The following is a 17,544-nucleotide window of genomic DNA, read 5'->3' as shown; positions in this document are numbered from 1 at the left end:
TTTATAATCCTTTATTTCCTGTAATTCTGCATTAATCTTAACACCAATCTGTCTTGCAATTTTTTCAGTTTTTCCGGTGCGGGAATAATATACAATCAATACTTTCATTAATCATGCCCTTTCTTATTTTAATTAAATCATGTAACAAATGCTTTTAAAAATAACAAGATTCGATTAATTGATTTTATAAATATTTTCTTTTTTAATGTAATATATATTATAATTGCTTCTTTTGGTACCAGCGAACTGTCCCTTTCCTAATTGTTCCTATACCCTGGGTACTATTTTTAACTAATTGTGTTATCCAATCAAGAAGATGTTCAGGAAGATATATTTTTATCTTTATTTTTTTGCCATATTCAATATTATCTATACGACCATTACGGCTCTCAATAGACTGCAAAATATTCCCTAAAGCCTGATATTGAACATTTTCAATAATATATCCCTGTAAAGAGTATTGTTCTACCTTACCTGCCTCTTTTAAACCCATCAACGCGGTATCCCGATAAGCCTTTATCAGACCACTAATTCCTAATTTGATTCCGCCAAAATATCGACTGACCACAACCATAACATTTGTTAACCTTTCTCGCTTAATGGCCTGCAATATAGGAGGTCCGGCTGAGTTGGCCGGTTCTCCTCCATCAGAAAACTGTACTGTTTCGTCATCTGTATTTCCAATTTGATAAGCCCAACAATGATGGGTAGCATCTGGAAACTGTTGTATTATTTTTTTAATAAATGACCTTGCTTCAGTTTCGCTTTTTATTTTCTTAACCGATGCAATAAAACGGCTCTTTTTGATAGTGTTTTTCACCTGTACATTTTTACTTATAGTTTGAAAATAATTCATCTGGTTCCTTTTTTAGATTGATTATAGCAATCTATAAATCTGTTTTTGCTTTCCTTTGAAGAAAGTGTAAAAATTAATGTATAGTCTGAATTATTAATCCTATAATCAACAAAAATACGGTAATCAGGTGGGAGAAGAAACGATAGAAATGTATTTTTTCTTTCCGGAAGATAAACTCTCCGGACATTTATCCACAATAAACGCAGGTTGACACTATCATCAATTTTATCCTCTACTTTTCCCAACAAAGAAGTAATCCAATTTTTTTTGGGAAAAGCCTGGAAATAAAAAGCATTAATTGTGTAATACAGAATCCCCCATTTTTGCCCTGTGAGATCAGGATGTCCTCCCATATACTCACTCATATCCTTTCCAATTATCTCCTCACCTATTTTCCGCTCTTTTTCTTCCCAGAATTTTATAGAATCCGACTGATTACTTTTTTCCAAATTTTCCTCCCAATAAAAGCATGGCTTCTATTAATATTTTATTTTAATTATTGTAAAATATTTAGAATTATTTACTTATAATTATTATCCAGATATCAGCATAGAACTTCTTTTCAAATATATTCTAATAAATATATTTGAACTTAATTAATTTGTTCAGCCAATACTATTTCTGCACCTGCCTTTTTCAGCTCTGAATATGTTTTATCAATATCTGTTTTCTCCTTCGAAAATGTAGCAATAGCATCACGTATTAAAAAAACTTTAACATTTTCTTTTAGAGCATCCATCGCTGTAGATTTTACACAAAACTCCAGAGCAATTCCACAGATATACAGCTCCTTAATTTCTTTTTCTTTCAAATAATTTGAAATCTTAATATTCGTCGACTCAAAAGCTGAATAGCCATCATCTTTATTATCTGTGCCCTTATAAAATATTTGATTAACCTTATCACATTCTAAATTAGAGGGAAATTCAGCTCCCGGGCTTTCAGCAACACAGTGAACCGGCCATTTTTCAAAATGATTACTTTTTTGAGGGTGCCAGTCCTTGGAAGCAATTACAAAATCAAATTTGTCCATCAGCATGTTTATAACAGGGATAATATTTTCAGCATTCTTCACTTCAAGGGAACCACCTTTTAAAAAATCATTTTGCACATCAACAATTAATAAAGTCCTCATTATTACTCTCCTTCTCACTAAACAAAATCAGTTCTATACAAATCAAGCATTTATTTCGTGATATATGTTATTTGCAAACTCTTTAGCTTTTTCTTGAATATCAGAGATATTTTTCACGGTACCCGGGTCATTAGCTATTGCCATTAGACTAAAATAAGGAGGAAGATGAAAGCCTTTATTAACATTTAAAGCTCCAATAAGCTGCATGGCAACATTTTCACTTCCTGAATTTCCGGATACTATTATTGAAAATATTTTCTTCCTTGAAAAATCAACTCTCTTATAAAGAACAGTTAATCTGTTAATCACTGCCATTAATTTAGCTGAAACAGCATCATTATAATTTGGGCAAAGCCATACCAGGCAATCTGCTTTTTCAATGGCCGGCAATATTTCTTTTACAACTATTCCACCATAAAAGCAACTTTTTCTTTCACTATAATGCCTGCACGTTTTATACAAACAACCTCGACAATCAACAATGGTACCATTTTCTACATGTTTTTCCTCCATATCAAATTGATTAGCAGTAATATACTTCTTTACCATTTGCCAGAGCATCATTGTATTGGAAGTTTTTCTTGGATTAGAATACAGGACTAAAACCTTTGGGTTTACAATTTTTTTCATTTTTTCATTAAATAATCTATTTATTAAATCAATGCTATTTCTTTGATATATTTCTTCTAAGGGCATATTTAACTGTTTTTGCCAGGTTGTAAAATTTATTATATTTTTTGTAGCCTCAACAACTGCATGCCCTATATATCGACAGCCTAATTGATTTGTATAAAAAATTATCCGGTAAGCATAATTTTTGGTCCAAATCTCTAAAGGACTCTGAATAATTATAACAGCTTGTGAGTTTCTTAGTGACTCATTCCCCCTCCGACAAATACTTGCCAGCATTTTTTCTAATGAAATATTAAAACCACACTCATTTAACTCTATCGCCCATAATATCTTTTTATTCTGCAAAGAAGGAAGCATATCTGCTCTTTTTATAATCCTGTTTGGATAATCATGCACTATCGATCTAATAAAACTGTTAAATTTTTCAGACACCCTGCCCGGCATTAAAACAACTATTTCTGAATTCATTTACTTCTTATTTCTCCAATATTTTTGCATTTTCTTTAAGTTTATAATAGTTTTCCTTAATTTTCATGAATAAATCATTAGAAAAATTATATTGTTCCCATTCGATGCCAAGAGTCGATTGTCTATTTCTCGAACCCCAGTATATTCCTCCCAGGTATGCGGCACTATAATGCCATTCTCCCTTCATAAAGGATAATAATGAAAGCGCACCAGATGACAGCGCCGGTGCAATATATGGTTTATATCCTAATTCTCTTAGTTCAATATTGGCTTGCAATACTTTTTCAGTTAAAAAAGATGATTGCTCCTTATTGTAATTTTCTACATCATCAGCTACCAATAGGCCTTCTCCATGAGGTCCAAAAACCCGGCCATTTTTCAGATAATTATTTACCCTATTTTTTTTCATGGCATAATAAGCAGCCCTTCCATTCATTACACCCAATCCAAAACCTCTTATCTGGTCTGCACTCAGTCCTTTGCCATCCAATTCTCCTTTTCTGCCGAAATTACTCGCCAAAAGAGCACTCTGACATAATAAATCAACGGGATCCGAAAGAATAGCAAAAAAACCGTTAAATCCCATTTTTCTTGCTTTCTGGGCATAATAATTAATAATTTTTGAATTTGCCTCTAACTGAATCATTCTCACATCCCCAACTTTTTTATCAGGGGAAGGCACACCAATAGAAATACAAAATACTACAATATCAGCCTGAAATACTTTATCAGAATCTATTATTACAACATCCGGCAATCTCCTTTTACCTGTACTGTCAAACACCTGGTTAATTTCTTTCTCCCACCGCAATACAGCCTTCCTGTTGGTATCAAAAATACCTATTTCTTTTATGATATCCCCTCCCAACAATTTTAAGGCAGTCAGCAATGTCCCTCCTACATTTCCCAGTCCTATAATATTGATATTCCATTGTTCAGGCTTTCTCCAGCCTAATCTTTCTTTCCATCGGGGGTGTTTATGGTAACATATTCCCACATCTTTCTTTTTTATTCTTTCTTTAATCCATTCAGGGATGCTGTTATATAATATTTCCCTTTCATTCTGTTTCCGGGTTATATCCACTCCAACTTCTGTGTCTAATATTTGATCCGGGTGTATTAAAACCGAAACAGGATTATTATTTTGCCAATTATTGCCTGTCAAATAATAGATAGATTCATTTTTGCTAATCATTATTTTTTCAGCATGTATCTCTGCTATGCCTTCGATTTTTTTTGCCGAAAAAAGCAGCTTATCTTGTAAACGATAATAATGAATCATAACATTTCCTTTCCTAATTTAAATTCATGAGAATGAGGATGAATCAATAAATCTTTTGAATCATTTTTATTACTGTTTCTCCAGATTCTATGTAGTAATTCCAGGTCATTTTCCAAATAAATTGAGGGAGTTATCGCTAAGTCATAATGCATGCCTTTACCATGATCCGGATAACGTGGATAGACTATTACCTCACCAAGATGATCTAATGTTAATTTTCGATGGTATATTGCCTGATATTCTTCTTCAAGCGCTTTCATGATTACAATTGCATTTTCAATGCATGTTTTAGATAAATGATAGATTATTTTGTGCTCAACTCCTTTAAGAAAAACCGGATAGGCAAATGGTAAAATCATATTTATTGATCGAACTAAATTGGCAGGCTCATATTCCTGACGGAATAATCCATCACCTCCGATAAAGGGATACAAATCGCTTTCATTAAACCAAACTCGCAGATTGGGTATAAAATAGGCACCTTCAACAGAACGTTTTTGAATCATTCCCAGCTCTTTTCCTCTCCCTGATAATAAACCAACTATAATTTTATGTACCTTAATTTTTTCCTTTCTCAATAATGGACTAAGGGCCTTCAGACGATACCCCTTGTGAAGCAAATCATCAATCAGTAAAACCGGTCTATTAAATGAACGTATCATTTTGACCTGGTTTTCCAGACTCATATAATGTCCAAAGGAATCTATTTTAAAATGCTTCATATCCGGTGTAAATATTTTATCTGTATGTAAAGACTTTGTAACAGTATTTGGTACTACCATTTTATGTAATATCTTTCCAAAAGGAACACACATCAATGGTCCTAATTGTCTTTTTCTCCCCTCTTCAATAGAAATGCCATTTTCATTGCAAACTTTTGCAACAATTGACTGGTTTATAATATCAATGTTAAATGGCATTAAAATATGACCCGGATATAAGAGTGTTATTGCTCTCTGTAGTTTTTTTCGAGTATATTTAATAGTATCAATAATACGATCATTATGCATAAATGGTTCTTTTATCAATGTTTCAATATCCAGGCTTATTGTGCAGGGTTTTCTGATATCTACCGCCATAATAGGCTCAGAACTATGACTAATAGGCAGTTGAGTAAAATTAAAAAGCTCTAATATTTCTATCATTTCAGCAATATTTGACTGGGGAATCATATTTTTGAACACAGCATAGTCATAGTCTTTTGTCACACAGAAAGCAATTGTTTCATTTAATATTACCTGTTTTAAATCTATGATTCTGGAAACATTTCTATTCCTCGGAGTAACATAAACTCCATCAATAACAATCGTTCGACCGGTTGCATTATCTCTGATATATTGAGTTATTATATTATCTCTGAATTCATGAAAAAAAAGACTACTTCGAACCCAGTGAATAGCTGAAAATCCTATTATTCTTTCGCTACCCTGAGTATTTTTCAATAAAACTATTCTTGGGTTATGTTTTTTATTGAATTTTTTCAGGCTCTCCTCTGCCTTTTTTTGCAGTTTATCTACGAAAACTTCTTCAACAAGACGCTGGATAAGATTATTGGTTATTTTCTCTACTACTTCAATCTTGACATAAACCTTTTGTAATGTCGATTTATATTGTGGTTCTCTTTGGTATAGTCCAAATTTATAAATATAACGTTCAGCAAGCGGGTCAACTAAATCTGAGATATCTCGATGATTATCTATATTTTTTCTTATCTGGCTCGAGCTTATTTCTTCAAAGGGAGCCTGTAAATCTAATTGAATCACTCTGGATGATAATTTTTTAATAATTTCATCATATCTTCTCTGGTCTTTTTCACTAAGATGAAATGATTTTCTATTAAAGACTATGTGGGGGAAAAGTATTAAAGAATTATTCTCATCAATATTATTATACGCGGAGGCATTTAGCAAAACATCACTCCCTGTTACAATAAATACTTCGGATTGGCTAAAATGCTCTTTCAATTTTTTTAAATCATTTGGATTTGCAATATTGCTTGGCAGATTTTCAGGATAAAGATATACATTTAACTCATCTGCAATTGACATATTTATTAAGTTTTTCCTATAAAGATGTGGTTGGGTACGTTTAGACCAGGAAAACTCATCAACTGACAAATATACTTCCATTCCCATTTTTTCAATTTCCCTTACTATTTCCTTATGACTTAATGAAAATGGATCAAACGAACCCGGGAAAAAGGCAATTGATTTTGGAGTAGGTATTTTTATTTCCCCTTCATAAAAGTAATAATCAGAAATATATTTATAAAATTGATGTAATGAGACGGTATTTGCAAAAAACAACAAAGAATCATGTTGAGAAACAGGTGCAATCAGGTTAAGATATTTTTTTGCAATAAGCCGTATTATATCTGTTTTTTCTCTCAGTGTGAGATGGTTGGAAGATATAATTTCTTTCCCTATTACCCGTGCTGTTACCCTTCTAATAAGCATATCATGGTGTGCTAAACCAGTCATTAAAATACCCAGCATGCGAGATAACCTATTCTTGTAATTATCTACATTTTCTTTATATCTGCCAGAGTATGGAGCATACCGACTGATCGCTACTGCCAGTGTTCGTATTAATAACGTGCAAGTCCACTGATCTGCAATTTTGACCTTTTCCTCTAATTCATTTATAAACTCATCCATTTCCCGGGGTGGTAGAAAAGGTATAGACTGTCCTAAGTAATACGGAATATATTTTGTATATTGATAGTCATCTATTTCCAAAGCTTTTAGCAACTCGATAGAAATATCATTTTTTTGTTCTACATTTAAATAGGGCATAATTTTAATAAGTGCTCTTCCGGCATAATTCCGAATTGATTCATGGCTGCTGACCTTAAGGATATTGCTAAAATGCAGTACTGTATAAACAGATTCATCCCGATTAGATATTGCCCGCTCGGCAAGCATGTCTATCTGTACCTTCTTGATAATTGCATCTGTTGAAGATTTTAAATTATTCAAATACATCCTGTCTATTTTCTCAATATCACGCTTACAATTCTCTTTAAAAAGGTTAAGCAGATTTTCATTTGCATTAACCTTTTCCATTATTTTTAAACGAAGATAATTTTCGGCAGGAATTAATGAACATTCTGTTATCCTGCTTAAAATATTCTGACAGGCTATTCTAAAAGGATCTTCATTGGGAATTTTATCTAAGATATGGTTAATCGTGTCCAGTGCGGTAATACGTATTAACTTATTTTTATCTTGCATGAATCCGGTTATAAAATCCACAAATACCTGTTCAATATATTCATTTTGTATAAAATGTATATCTTTAAGTCCATTCAATAAATATACTGAAATATCTTCTGATAAATCAGGCAGATTAAACTTTCTATAATACTTTTTTATTACTTGCAGATAATCAATTCTTTGGCGAAAATTACTATTTTCAAATAATGAGTCAAATAGAAATGGTAAATTTTCCCTAACTCGACATTGATTCAGTTCTGAAGTCTTATATGTTGGTTCTATAAATAATTTAATGTATTTTTCCAGTAATTTAGTACTTTTTATTTTCGGTGGACTCACCTTTACCTTATCCGGAATCTCTTTCCTGTACTCTTCATCATAAGTCGCAATTAAATAACCAATTAGCTTGGCGCTTCTTCTCCTGATTCCTTCTTCAGGAAATACAAGTTGGTCATATGCAAACTTTAATGTCAACATTTTTTCATTCTGATTAAGATAGCTTGCATATTCTGCAAATATTCGGAGATACTCCTGCAAATTTTGCCATTTAGTTTCACTGCGGGCGGTTTCTAAAATAGTGTTAATTGAGGTCTCGTTTCTAAGTAGATGCATTAATAGAAAACTATGTTGCAAAGATAGGTATTTTATCTGCTGAATAATTTCTTCTCCATGCAACAAGGGATAATGCAACTCTCTTTTTGATATTTTCCCTTTATTTTCCGGAAACAGTATCTCATTGACATTAACCCCTTTATCTATTAAGAAATCTTCAAAATCCTTCAGTTTGGCAAATACCCTGCGATATCTTTTCTCTTTTTTTTCATCTACATTATCCAGTTTGCTCAAAATAACTTGAAATGATTCCTGTAAACTATACACATTCATATCATTGGAATTTTTTTTACTCTTTATCCGAAAATCAGAATAAATAAGGATTATTGCTTCCAGAGAAAGGTTTTCTAATTCTAAGTCCCAGACAGAGTGATTAACAGCAATATGACCAATATAAGGAATATTCTGCTTCTGAAACCATAAGTCAGTATAGTAATAATGCAGGTAAGGGACCCTTTTTTGTTCACTCCTGCGACACCCGTATTTCCCTATATCGTGACCGGCAGCAGAGCCTGAAATAATTCCCAAGTCAAGCGGAAACCCTTCCCTGTTTACCTGCCTGGCAATACTTAAACCCAAAGAATGTACACCACAAACATGATCAAGCGTGCTGTGTCCAAATAATTCTTTACTCAAAGCCATCATTTCATAGACAAAAAGCCTATCAAATGCATTAATAAAATTGCGGTACTCATCCGGCTGCTCCAGCATCCTCGTTTCTGCAGGTGATAGAAATGATATGGAATACCTTGATATAAAGGAACTGGTTTCATATTGTTTTTGTAATGCTAAAACCTGACGGTATATCAGTAAAAATATATAGAACATTTGCTTTCTGCTAACAAGTATATCTTCATCCTCTAATTCTGGCTTATTATCAGGAAAGGACAGGTATTTACAGAAATGGTATATTTGTGTCAACCACTGCTTTTTACTTAATGAAGAATCAATAGATTTTAATTTTTCGGCAAGCAATTCTATTGTTTTCGATGCTGTAAAGTTTTTGTTATTAATCATAAATGATATTCTACTTAGAAATTCCGGATTCTGTGTAATAGATATCATTTCTGTAGCATCTAATCCATAATTCAGCAAAATATCATTTCTGGTTAATTCCATAACAATTTTATCAATATTCATTCGCACTTCATTTGATTCTTTTTGTAAAACCATTTTTTTAACCGATACCTTTGTATTAATAGGCAGTTTTTTATAAAACTATATTTTCTTTTAATAAAAACTATAGCTGCCACTGTATTTCAGTCATACATATGATTAGTAATATTATATCTATTATAAACATTAATTTACAAAAAATTAAACATTTTTCCGTGAAAGGAAATAAATAACCTGGTAAATGCCTTTTATTTTCATAAATTAATCTCCTGCCTTTACTATCAAGGTAAAGTTGTAATAATTTTTTATATAATATAAAATAATTTAGTTACATCGTCAATTAATCTGATATTTTATGGATTTGTTGTTAAGAAAGGATGTTGATTATGCCAAATTACAGTTATGAATGTCTGGATTGCAATAATATATTTGAAAGAAGATTAACAATAGAAGATATGAAAAAAGGTGGAATTATCTGCAGTAAATGCGGCAACAGTAACACTAAACGGTTATTTAATGGTTTCAGTTTTTGTGGAAGTACCAGCTCATATGAAAATAATAGCAACAGTTGCTCTGTATGTCATGGTGGAAACTGTTCTACCTGTAAGCATTGATTTTTAATGAATTATTTTCTGTTCGAATCTTGAGCATTATCGTTTTGACCATAATTAACTTTCTTCATTTAAATTATTTCAATAAAATAAGGAGATATTATTATGAAAATTGCCAGAGTAATAGAAATGCAAAATATGGATGAAGATGCTATCAACAAATTTGGCATCAGTGATGAATTGTTGATGGAAAATGCAGGATTATCAATCTGTCAGTTAATTTATAATAATTTCAAAATAGAAAATAGTAGCTTTTTAGTAATTTGTGGAGTCGGAAATAACGGTGGAGACGGGTTGGTAGTAGCCAGAAAATTACATTCTAATGGTGCTATGGTTAATATTTGCATCCTCGGAAATCCCGAAAAATATAAAGGATCTGCACTGAAAAACTGGCAAATAATTAACAATCTTAATATATCTTCAAAAATACAACCTTCAATTAATGAATTAGAATCGGTGATAAAACCCGGAGACATTATTATTGACGCTATTTTCGGTACAGGTCTGGCTAGAAATATTGAGGGATATTATCTGGAAGTTATTCAGTTAATTAATAAAATAAATAACCCGGTTATCAGCATAGATATTCCTTCCGGTATAAACGGTAACACCGGTTCAATTCAGGGAATTGCTGTGAAAGCAGATTATACAGTCACTTTTGGCCTTCCAAAAATAGGAAATATATTATATCCCGGTTATGATTATTGTGGAAAACTTTATGTTTCACATATTTCTTTCCCTCCCTATTTATATAATAAAAATGATTTAAATACTTATATCAATTCCCCTCTTTTAATTCCCAATCGTTTGAACGAAGGCCATAAAGGAACATTTGGTGACGCTCTTTTTATATCCGGTTCCCGTAATTATTATGGTGCCCCCTATTTTTCTTCTCTATCCTTTTTAAAAAGCGGTGGTGGTTATTCCCGATTAGCGGCTCCTGCCTCAATCATTCCCTATATTGCTACAATTGCCAGCGAAGTTGTATTTCTTCCCCAAAAAGAAACGGCAACAGGGGCTATTTCTTCAGCCAATATACCCGCACTATTAAAATTATCCGAAAAAACAGACATTGTTATTATAGGACCCGGCCTTTCCCTGGAAGAGGAAACACAAAACCTGGTTAGAAGGATAGTTACTGAAATTAATAAGCCCATACTAATTGATGGTGACGGGTTAACCGCAATAAGTAATGATTTATCAATTTTACAATCACGAAAGCATCCAACTATATTAACACCACACCTTGGAGAAATGTCCTGCTTGACTAAATTACCGGTAAACCAAATAAAAGAAGACTTAATTAATATTGTGGTAGATTTTGCCGGAAAAAATAATACAATCACTGTATTAAAGGGGGCTCATACATTAATTGCTATACCGGACGGCAATGTATTTATTAATATGACGGGAAACAGTGGTATGGCATCTGCCGGTTCCGGAGATGTGTTAACAGGTACTATAGCAGCAATGTATACCCTTGGATTACCGGTTGAATCTGCCGCTCGACAAGGAGTACTTGTTCATGGATTAGCCGGAGACATGACTGCCAAAAAACTGGGAAAAGACGGAATGACTGCCAGGGATATAATGGAATCATTGCCAAATGCAATTAAGATGATTCGCAGAGAGGATATATCTTTAAATAATAACAAATTTTCAGGAATTGAAATAATTCACTAAACAGGGCTAAAGAGACTTTATTTTTATTTTCAAAATACCTATAGCATTACCATAATATTTGTAAAAAACACAATAATCTATAATTAACATATAATACAATAATAATTAATATGTTTTATGGCTTTTTTCTTAAATAATCTCTGTATTCTTCTAAGAAATCCTCTAAATTCATCACATCTCTGTTAGGATTAATCTTCCTTACTTGCTTATCACTGATTGCCTCTACCTTCCAATTATTATTAATAAAAATTATTTCATAAGGATATTCCAGTCGGTAGCTATTATCCAATTTGGTAATTTGAAGTGCAAACCCCTTCTGTTTAAAAACTTCAGAGATATGAGAGCCCGGAATAATTTTTATAGTATCCTCTAAAATATTCAAATTTCCATATTTATTGTCCCATGACCGGACTTTCCAATTATCATCAAAAAATATGGGAGACTGGCGATAATAATAAATATACCCTTTTTCATCTATACTATCCGGTATCCCCATTACCCCCCTAACATCTTTTGCAGTATAACCTATCTTTATTGGCCCTGCCATTGGTTTTTTTACTAATTTATTTATTTCCACTTTGCTAAAAACATTGTCAACTGAAGACCATCCATATTCTAATTCGGGTGTAACTGTTTTTTCCGTTTGGCAAAAAACAGTCATTGCAGAAAAAGACAAAAACAACACTATAAAAACAAATTTAGCTATTCCTTTCATTTTCGGACCTCCGAATATTTCTAATTGAAAATTATATTAGATTTACATCAATCTTTCCTATTCCTGAAATAATTGTAATATAAATCTTTCTTTCTGATAAATCAAACCCTGAATTAAAATAAAAATTACCAATTTGTTCAAATCCGCTACAATTAATGCGATTAAATACTCCGTCTATTAATAATCTTATACCAATATCCTCCGGGAGATTAATAGTTGTATGTCCTAAGCCACCTATTAAATATACATGAACATTATCTTTATACTTACCCGTCAAATCGATATAAGAGTCCCCGCTACCCATAATGCTTTTCAAACCGGTTAAATTTATGTCACTCAAATCTAACCGGTTATCCCCGCTACCCATTGCAATATTTAATTCCAGGGGTATAGTCCGATTAAATATTAGTGTCCATCTATTTTCTACTGAATCATACAATCCCTTTGTTTTCTCTTCTTGAGATATTTTTAACTTACCCTCGTCATTTTGAACTACATAGCTGATTTTTGGAATAAACTGTTTAAGATTGTAATTAAACTCTGAGGTTAATAGAGGTTGCTGGCTATTTCCTGAAATAGCAATATCTCCCGTGTATATTGAAATAGATGCAGTAACTTTTTTGGCTTTTTCTGATTCAATTGTATATGTTTCATCAGTATAATTTTCGTTACTCAAGCATCCTGAGAGATAAAATGAAAAAAAACCTGCCAATAATATAATGAAAATTAACTTAGAATATCTTTTACTCATAATATTCCCTGTCTATCTCAACTTCTTATTTTTTCAACTGAGTTAGTAATTCAGAAAATAATTTTATAGCCTCTGAAATTGGGTTCACTTTTGTCATGTCAATACCCGACTTCTTCAGTATATCTATAGGGTAATCAGAACTCCCTTTACTGAGAAATTCTAAATATTTCTCTGTTGCTTTATTTCCATCAGCTAAAATCATACGTGAAAAAGCTATTGCAGCAGCAAATCCAGTGGCATATTGATACACATAATAATTATAGTAAAAATGTGGTATCCTTGCCCACTCAAGTTTAATTTCATCATCAATTATAACATTTTCTCCATAATAATAACGAATTAAATCAGAATATTTTTGAGAACACCACTCAGCAGTAATAGAACCGCTACTTGCTTCATATTCATGGAGTATCTTCTCATATTCAGCAAACATTGTCTGTCTGAAAAGTGTTGTTCTAAATTGCTCTAAAAAATGATTCAAAATTATTAATTTATCATTTTGGCTTGCAGCTTTATTGAGTAAATAATTAGTCAATAATACCTCATTAGTTGTAGAGGCAATCTCGGCTAAAAAGATTGGATAATTACTATAAATAAAAGGTTGCCTTTTATTAGTATAATAACTATGAAGTGAGTGTCCCAATTCATGTGATAATGTATATACATCCTCAATTGTTCCATGATAATTCATTAGTATAAAGGGTTTGCTCTGATAACTGCCGGTTGAGTAAGCGCCACTGGTTTTCCCTCTATTTTCATATACATCAATCCACTTTTCATTAAAGCCTTTTTTAACAATTGATTGGTACTCATTTCCCATGGGTGAAAGACTTTTTATAACAATATCCTGCGCATCTAAATAATCAATTTGAACAGTTTTTTCGGTTAATGGTACATACATATCATACATATGCAATTTTTTTAAATTAAGGTAGTCTTTTTTAATCATAATATAATTGTGTAATAATTCTATATTTTCATGGATAATTCTTAGCAAATTATCATAGACTGATACCGGTATGTTATCTTCAAACAATGAGGCTTCCAGACTATTTCGGTATTTTCTGGTATGACTAAAGAATCGATCCTTTTTAAGATTGCCACCTAATAAAGCAGCAAATGTATTACGGTGTTGCTTATATGGTTGGTAATATTTCTTATATACTTTTTTCCTGAGTTGTCTGTCTCTATTTCTTAATAAGGAAACGAAGTTACTCTGGCTAATTGTAATAATGTTTCCATCTTTATCCTTTACTTTTGGAAATCTCAAATCAGCATTACTCAACAAACCATAAGTATTTTCCGGCACCATAGCCATTTCTCCGGCCTGGGCAATAATTTTCTCTTCATTTGGGCGAAGTATATGACTCTTTTTTCTATAAATATCCTCTATATAGTGTTTATATAACTTTAATTTATTATTTTTATTTATCCATTCTCTAAGAGTTTTATACTTGAGAGATAGTATGCCAGGCTGAATAAATGCAATATTGTCTTCAATTTTTGTCAGTAAATTGGTTGATCTATAATAAATTGATTGGTATTTTTCATTTTGATTATCTTCATCTTTCCGCATATGTGCATAAGTAAGCAAATTTTGCATGATTTTCGAAACTTCATCTTTTAATAATAAACATTGCAAGAAACTTTTATCATCTAATAAAAAACTATCTTTATATTTTATTAACTCATTCCTTAGCTTCTCTGCTTTAAGAAAATCATTTTCCCAATTATCTATAGAATCATAAAGAGATTTTACATCCCACCGATACTCCTGGGAAATATTCTTTCTATGCAGTATTTTATTATTTTCTTTATTTTTCTTTTTCATCACTACTCTTATTTAATTATAAATTGGTTTTAATTAACATGCTTGAATGCTTCGAGTACTTTTTCCTTTAGTCCAACAGGAACTGCCAGGATGCTATCACCCCATAAATCAAATTCAGAACCATCCAGGCTTAAGATTGAAGCACCGGATTCCTGTGCTATCAGTGCTGCTGCTGCCATATCCCAAGGAGAAAGTTTGTAATGCCAGTAACCATCAAGAATGCCTGCTGCCACATAACAGATGGCCAGGCTTGCACAACCTAAAAATCTAAAAAGAAAAGATTTTTCCTTTGTCAATTGTTGCATTGCAAGAATATTTTTATTATAAAGTGAAGGTTCGTGTCCCCAGTCAGATGCAAGAACTTTATAATCATTGCTATTATTTTCGGATAATTGAAGACGTTTTCCATTTAGATAAGCACCATACTTTTTGCGAGCATAAAATATATCATTTCGAAGTGGGTCATAAACCACACCACATAAAGGTAAATTATCTTTCCAATAACCAATTGAAACTGAAAACAATGGTATCTTTTTAACAAAATTCAAGGTTCCATCTATAGGATCAATTATAAAGGCATGGTCTTTTTTTGAAAAAGTCTTATCTTCCTCTCCGATAATAGAAATATTCGGAAACCTGGCTTTTAATTCTTCCTGGATAATCTTTTGTGATTCATTATCAATATTTGTAACCAAATCATGGCTATCCATCTTTTCGGAAACACCAAAATCTCCTCTTTCATAATGCAACCGAATAAAATTACCAGCCCTGAGCGCTATGCTTATAATGCTTTCCAATTTGTCATGTTTCATTTGTATTACCTTTACTAAAAATATTGTTAATTTATACCTCTAATTCATTTTCTCTTATCATTTGTTTTATTTGCCTTATATCATCTTGTAACTGTTCTAATTTTTGTTTTACACTATAATACCTGGCTTCCCTATCAAGGTCCACCCCTGAAAACTCCATATCATTTAACAAAAGAGAAAATTTCTGTTTTATCCTGTTAATTCCTCTTAAAATTTCATCTAACTGCATCTCCTTATTAACATCTTTAACTAATCCCTGATTGATAATTTCATTGTTCTTAATTAAAAATGTTTGCCCAATTGCCGGGATACATGTTTCAAAGCCCAATTCATTACTTAGGCATTCAGCAAGGGATTCAGATTCATCCTTTTCTCCGTGCACTATAAATACTTTTTTAGGCTTTTTGTTCAGACCTTTTATCCACCAGAGCAATTCATCCTGATCAGCATGAGAGGAAAAACCGTCAAGATAATGAATTTCTGCCTTGACATCAATCATCTCTTCCATTATATCCAGCACTTTCTCGCCAGTAATAATCTTTCTTCCCAATGTTCCTTCTGCCTGATAGCCAACAAATATAACTGAGGATTTTTCCTGCCAGAGGTGATCCTTCAGGTGATATTGAATTCTTCCTCCATCACACATTCCACTGGCTGAAATAATTATTTTTCTTCTCTTTGAACGGCTTATCCTTTTAGAAGCGTTACTGGTTCTTGTTAATCTTAGAGATTGAAAATCAAGCAATTGATTACTCTTTTCCATAATCTTCAAATTTTTCCGGGCAAAATCCTGCGCATTATTCCGATAAATTTTAGTGGTTGCTATCGCCAGTGGACTGTCAAGATAAAACCTTAGTTTTTTCATTCTTTTATCTTTACCTTTTAATGGTTTCACCTGAAGGTTATAATACTGGCTTAATTCATATATAATATCCTGGGTCCTCTGTACTGCAAAGGCAGGGATTATAACATCTCCTCCTCTTTTTAGAGTCTTATCGATAATTGAAAAGAATTTTTTTACTTCATTTCGATAGGGGCGATGTTTTCTTCCTCCATATGTCGACTCAATCACAACATAGTCAGCATCCTTGATTCTTTGCGGATTTCTCAGAAAAGGCTTATTTTTTCTACCTATATCACCAGAGAACAGCCATTTGCTTTCTTCTCCATTTTCATTTATCCATAACTCCACAGATGATGAGCCAAGAACATGACCAGCATCCTGTAATCGAAAACTAATATTTTCATCAATTCTAATTTTATATTGATATGGCACTGCCCGAAATAATAATAGACTATCCAGGGCATCTTCAATATCATATAACGGCTCAATGAAAGACTCTCCTGATCTAAGCCTTCGCTGGTTTTCTTCCTCTGCTTCATCCTCCTGAATTTGCCCGCTGTCCGGAAGCATAACAGAACACAATTCCATGGTAGGTTTTGTGCAAAAAACATGCCCCTCAAACCCCTCTCTGTAAAGCTGTGGAATTCTTCCTGAATGATCAATATGGGCATGTGTCAAAATAATAAAATCTATTTCCTCCGGTCTAAAAGTTAAGGGGGCATAATTTAAACGGGTTATCAGCTCATTACCCCGAAATAATCCACAATCTATTAAAAATTTTTTATGTTTTGTCTGTATTAAATAGCACGAACCAGAAACTAATCTGTTGGCTCCGAGAAAACTAATTTTCATGCAACAATCTCCTTTCAAATGCACTATTATCTTTTCATCGATAATTTCTTAATTTTTAGCTATCAATTATAACCTATTTAGCAAGTTTTTAGCAAGTATTTCTAAAATTCATTAAAAATCTGATGGAG

General features: G+C 32.3%; 13 protein-coding genes. 2 read left to right on the top strand and 11 right to left on the bottom strand.

Annotated features, from left to right (window positions below; all coding sequences use genetic code 11):
- Positions 1–217: 217 nt before the first annotated feature.
- The 6 genes from PHQ99_04870 to PHQ99_04845 form a co-directional block, all read right to left on the bottom strand.
- Positions 218–856 (bottom strand): YigZ family protein, encoded by a 639-nt coding sequence (locus PHQ99_04870; protein MDD4288900.1) that lies wholly within the window; start codon positions 854–856, stop codon positions 218–220.
- Positions 853–1,305: a hypothetical protein gene (locus PHQ99_04865; protein ID MDD4288899.1), complete on the bottom strand. Its 453-nt coding sequence runs from the start codon at positions 1,303–1,305 to the stop codon at positions 853–855. Before PHQ99_04865 ends, PHQ99_04870 begins: the two co-directional genes overlap by 4 nt.
- Before the next feature lie 143 nt (positions 1,306–1,448).
- On the bottom strand, positions 1,449–1,991 hold the full coding sequence (locus PHQ99_04860) for an isochorismatase family protein (protein MDD4288898.1): 543 nt from the start codon (positions 1,989–1,991) through the stop codon (positions 1,449–1,451).
- A gap of 42 nt (positions 1,992–2,033) precedes the next feature.
- A complete protein-coding gene (locus PHQ99_04855) occupies positions 2,034–3,092 on the bottom strand; it encodes an NAD(P)H-dependent oxidoreductase (protein ID MDD4288897.1) in 1,059 nt (352 codons plus the stop codon).
- Positions 3,093–3,099: 7 nt separating this feature from the next.
- Positions 3,100–4,374 (bottom strand): lactate dehydrogenase, encoded by a 1,275-nt coding sequence (locus PHQ99_04850; protein ID MDD4288896.1) that lies wholly within the window; start codon positions 4,372–4,374, stop codon positions 3,100–3,102.
- Positions 4,371–9,374, bottom strand: coding sequence for a cytidyltransferase (locus PHQ99_04845; GenBank protein MDD4288895.1), 5,004 nt, complete (start codon positions 9,372–9,374; stop codon positions 4,371–4,373). The genes PHQ99_04850 and PHQ99_04845 overlap by 4 nt, the downstream gene beginning before the upstream one ends.
- Positions 9,375–9,703: 329 nt before the next feature.
- Between PHQ99_04845 and PHQ99_04840 the strand changes: the two genes are divergently transcribed.
- Together PHQ99_04840 and PHQ99_04835 are read left to right on the top strand one after the other, a co-directional pair.
- Positions 9,704–9,931 (top strand): zinc ribbon domain-containing protein, encoded by a 228-nt coding sequence (locus PHQ99_04840; protein ID MDD4288894.1) that lies wholly within the window; start codon positions 9,704–9,706, stop codon positions 9,929–9,931.
- A 102-nt stretch (positions 9,932–10,033) separates the two neighbouring features.
- Positions 10,034–11,611 carry an NAD(P)H-hydrate dehydratase gene (locus PHQ99_04835; protein MDD4288893.1) on the top strand — a complete coding sequence of 526 codons (1,578 nt, stop codon included), beginning with the start codon at positions 10,034–10,036 and terminating at the stop codon, positions 11,609–11,611.
- A gap of 115 nt (positions 11,612–11,726) precedes the next feature.
- Here the strand turns inward: PHQ99_04835 and PHQ99_04830 are convergent, their stop codons facing one another.
- The 5 genes from PHQ99_04830 to PHQ99_04810 all read right to left on the bottom strand — a co-directional run bounded on the left by PHQ99_04830 (position 11,727) and on the right by PHQ99_04810 (position 17,416).
- Positions 11,727–12,326, bottom strand: coding sequence for a hypothetical protein (locus PHQ99_04830; protein MDD4288892.1), 600 nt, complete (start codon positions 12,324–12,326; stop codon positions 11,727–11,729).
- A gap of 31 nt (positions 12,327–12,357) precedes the next feature.
- Positions 12,358–13,002 carry a toast rack family protein gene (locus tag PHQ99_04825; protein MDD4288891.1) on the bottom strand — a complete coding sequence of 215 codons (645 nt, stop codon included), beginning with the start codon at positions 13,000–13,002 and terminating at the stop codon, positions 12,358–12,360.
- 100 nt (positions 13,003–13,102) lie between these two features.
- Entirely contained in the window at positions 13,103–14,908 is a 1,806-nt protein-coding gene (gene pepF, locus PHQ99_04820; protein MDD4288890.1) for an oligoendopeptidase F, read from the bottom strand.
- Positions 14,909–14,937: 29 nt separating this feature from the next.
- Positions 14,938–15,720, bottom strand: a complete 783-nt coding sequence (locus PHQ99_04815; protein ID MDD4288889.1) for an inositol monophosphatase family protein — start codon at positions 15,718–15,720, stop codon at positions 14,938–14,940.
- Between the two features lie 31 nt (positions 15,721–15,751).
- Positions 15,752–17,416: an MBL fold metallo-hydrolase gene (locus PHQ99_04810; protein ID MDD4288888.1), complete on the bottom strand. Its 1,665-nt coding sequence runs from the start codon at positions 17,414–17,416 to the stop codon at positions 15,752–15,754.
- Positions 17,417–17,544 lie beyond the last annotated feature (128 nt).

The sequence above is a fragment of the Atribacterota bacterium genome, from assembly GCA_028703475.1.
Lineage (GTDB): Bacteria > Atribacterota > Phoenicimicrobiia > Phoenicimicrobiales > Stramentimicrobiaceae > JAQVMU01.
The sequence above is the reverse complement of the archived record's forward strand: the minus strand, read 5'-3'. Positions and strand labels throughout refer to the sequence as shown.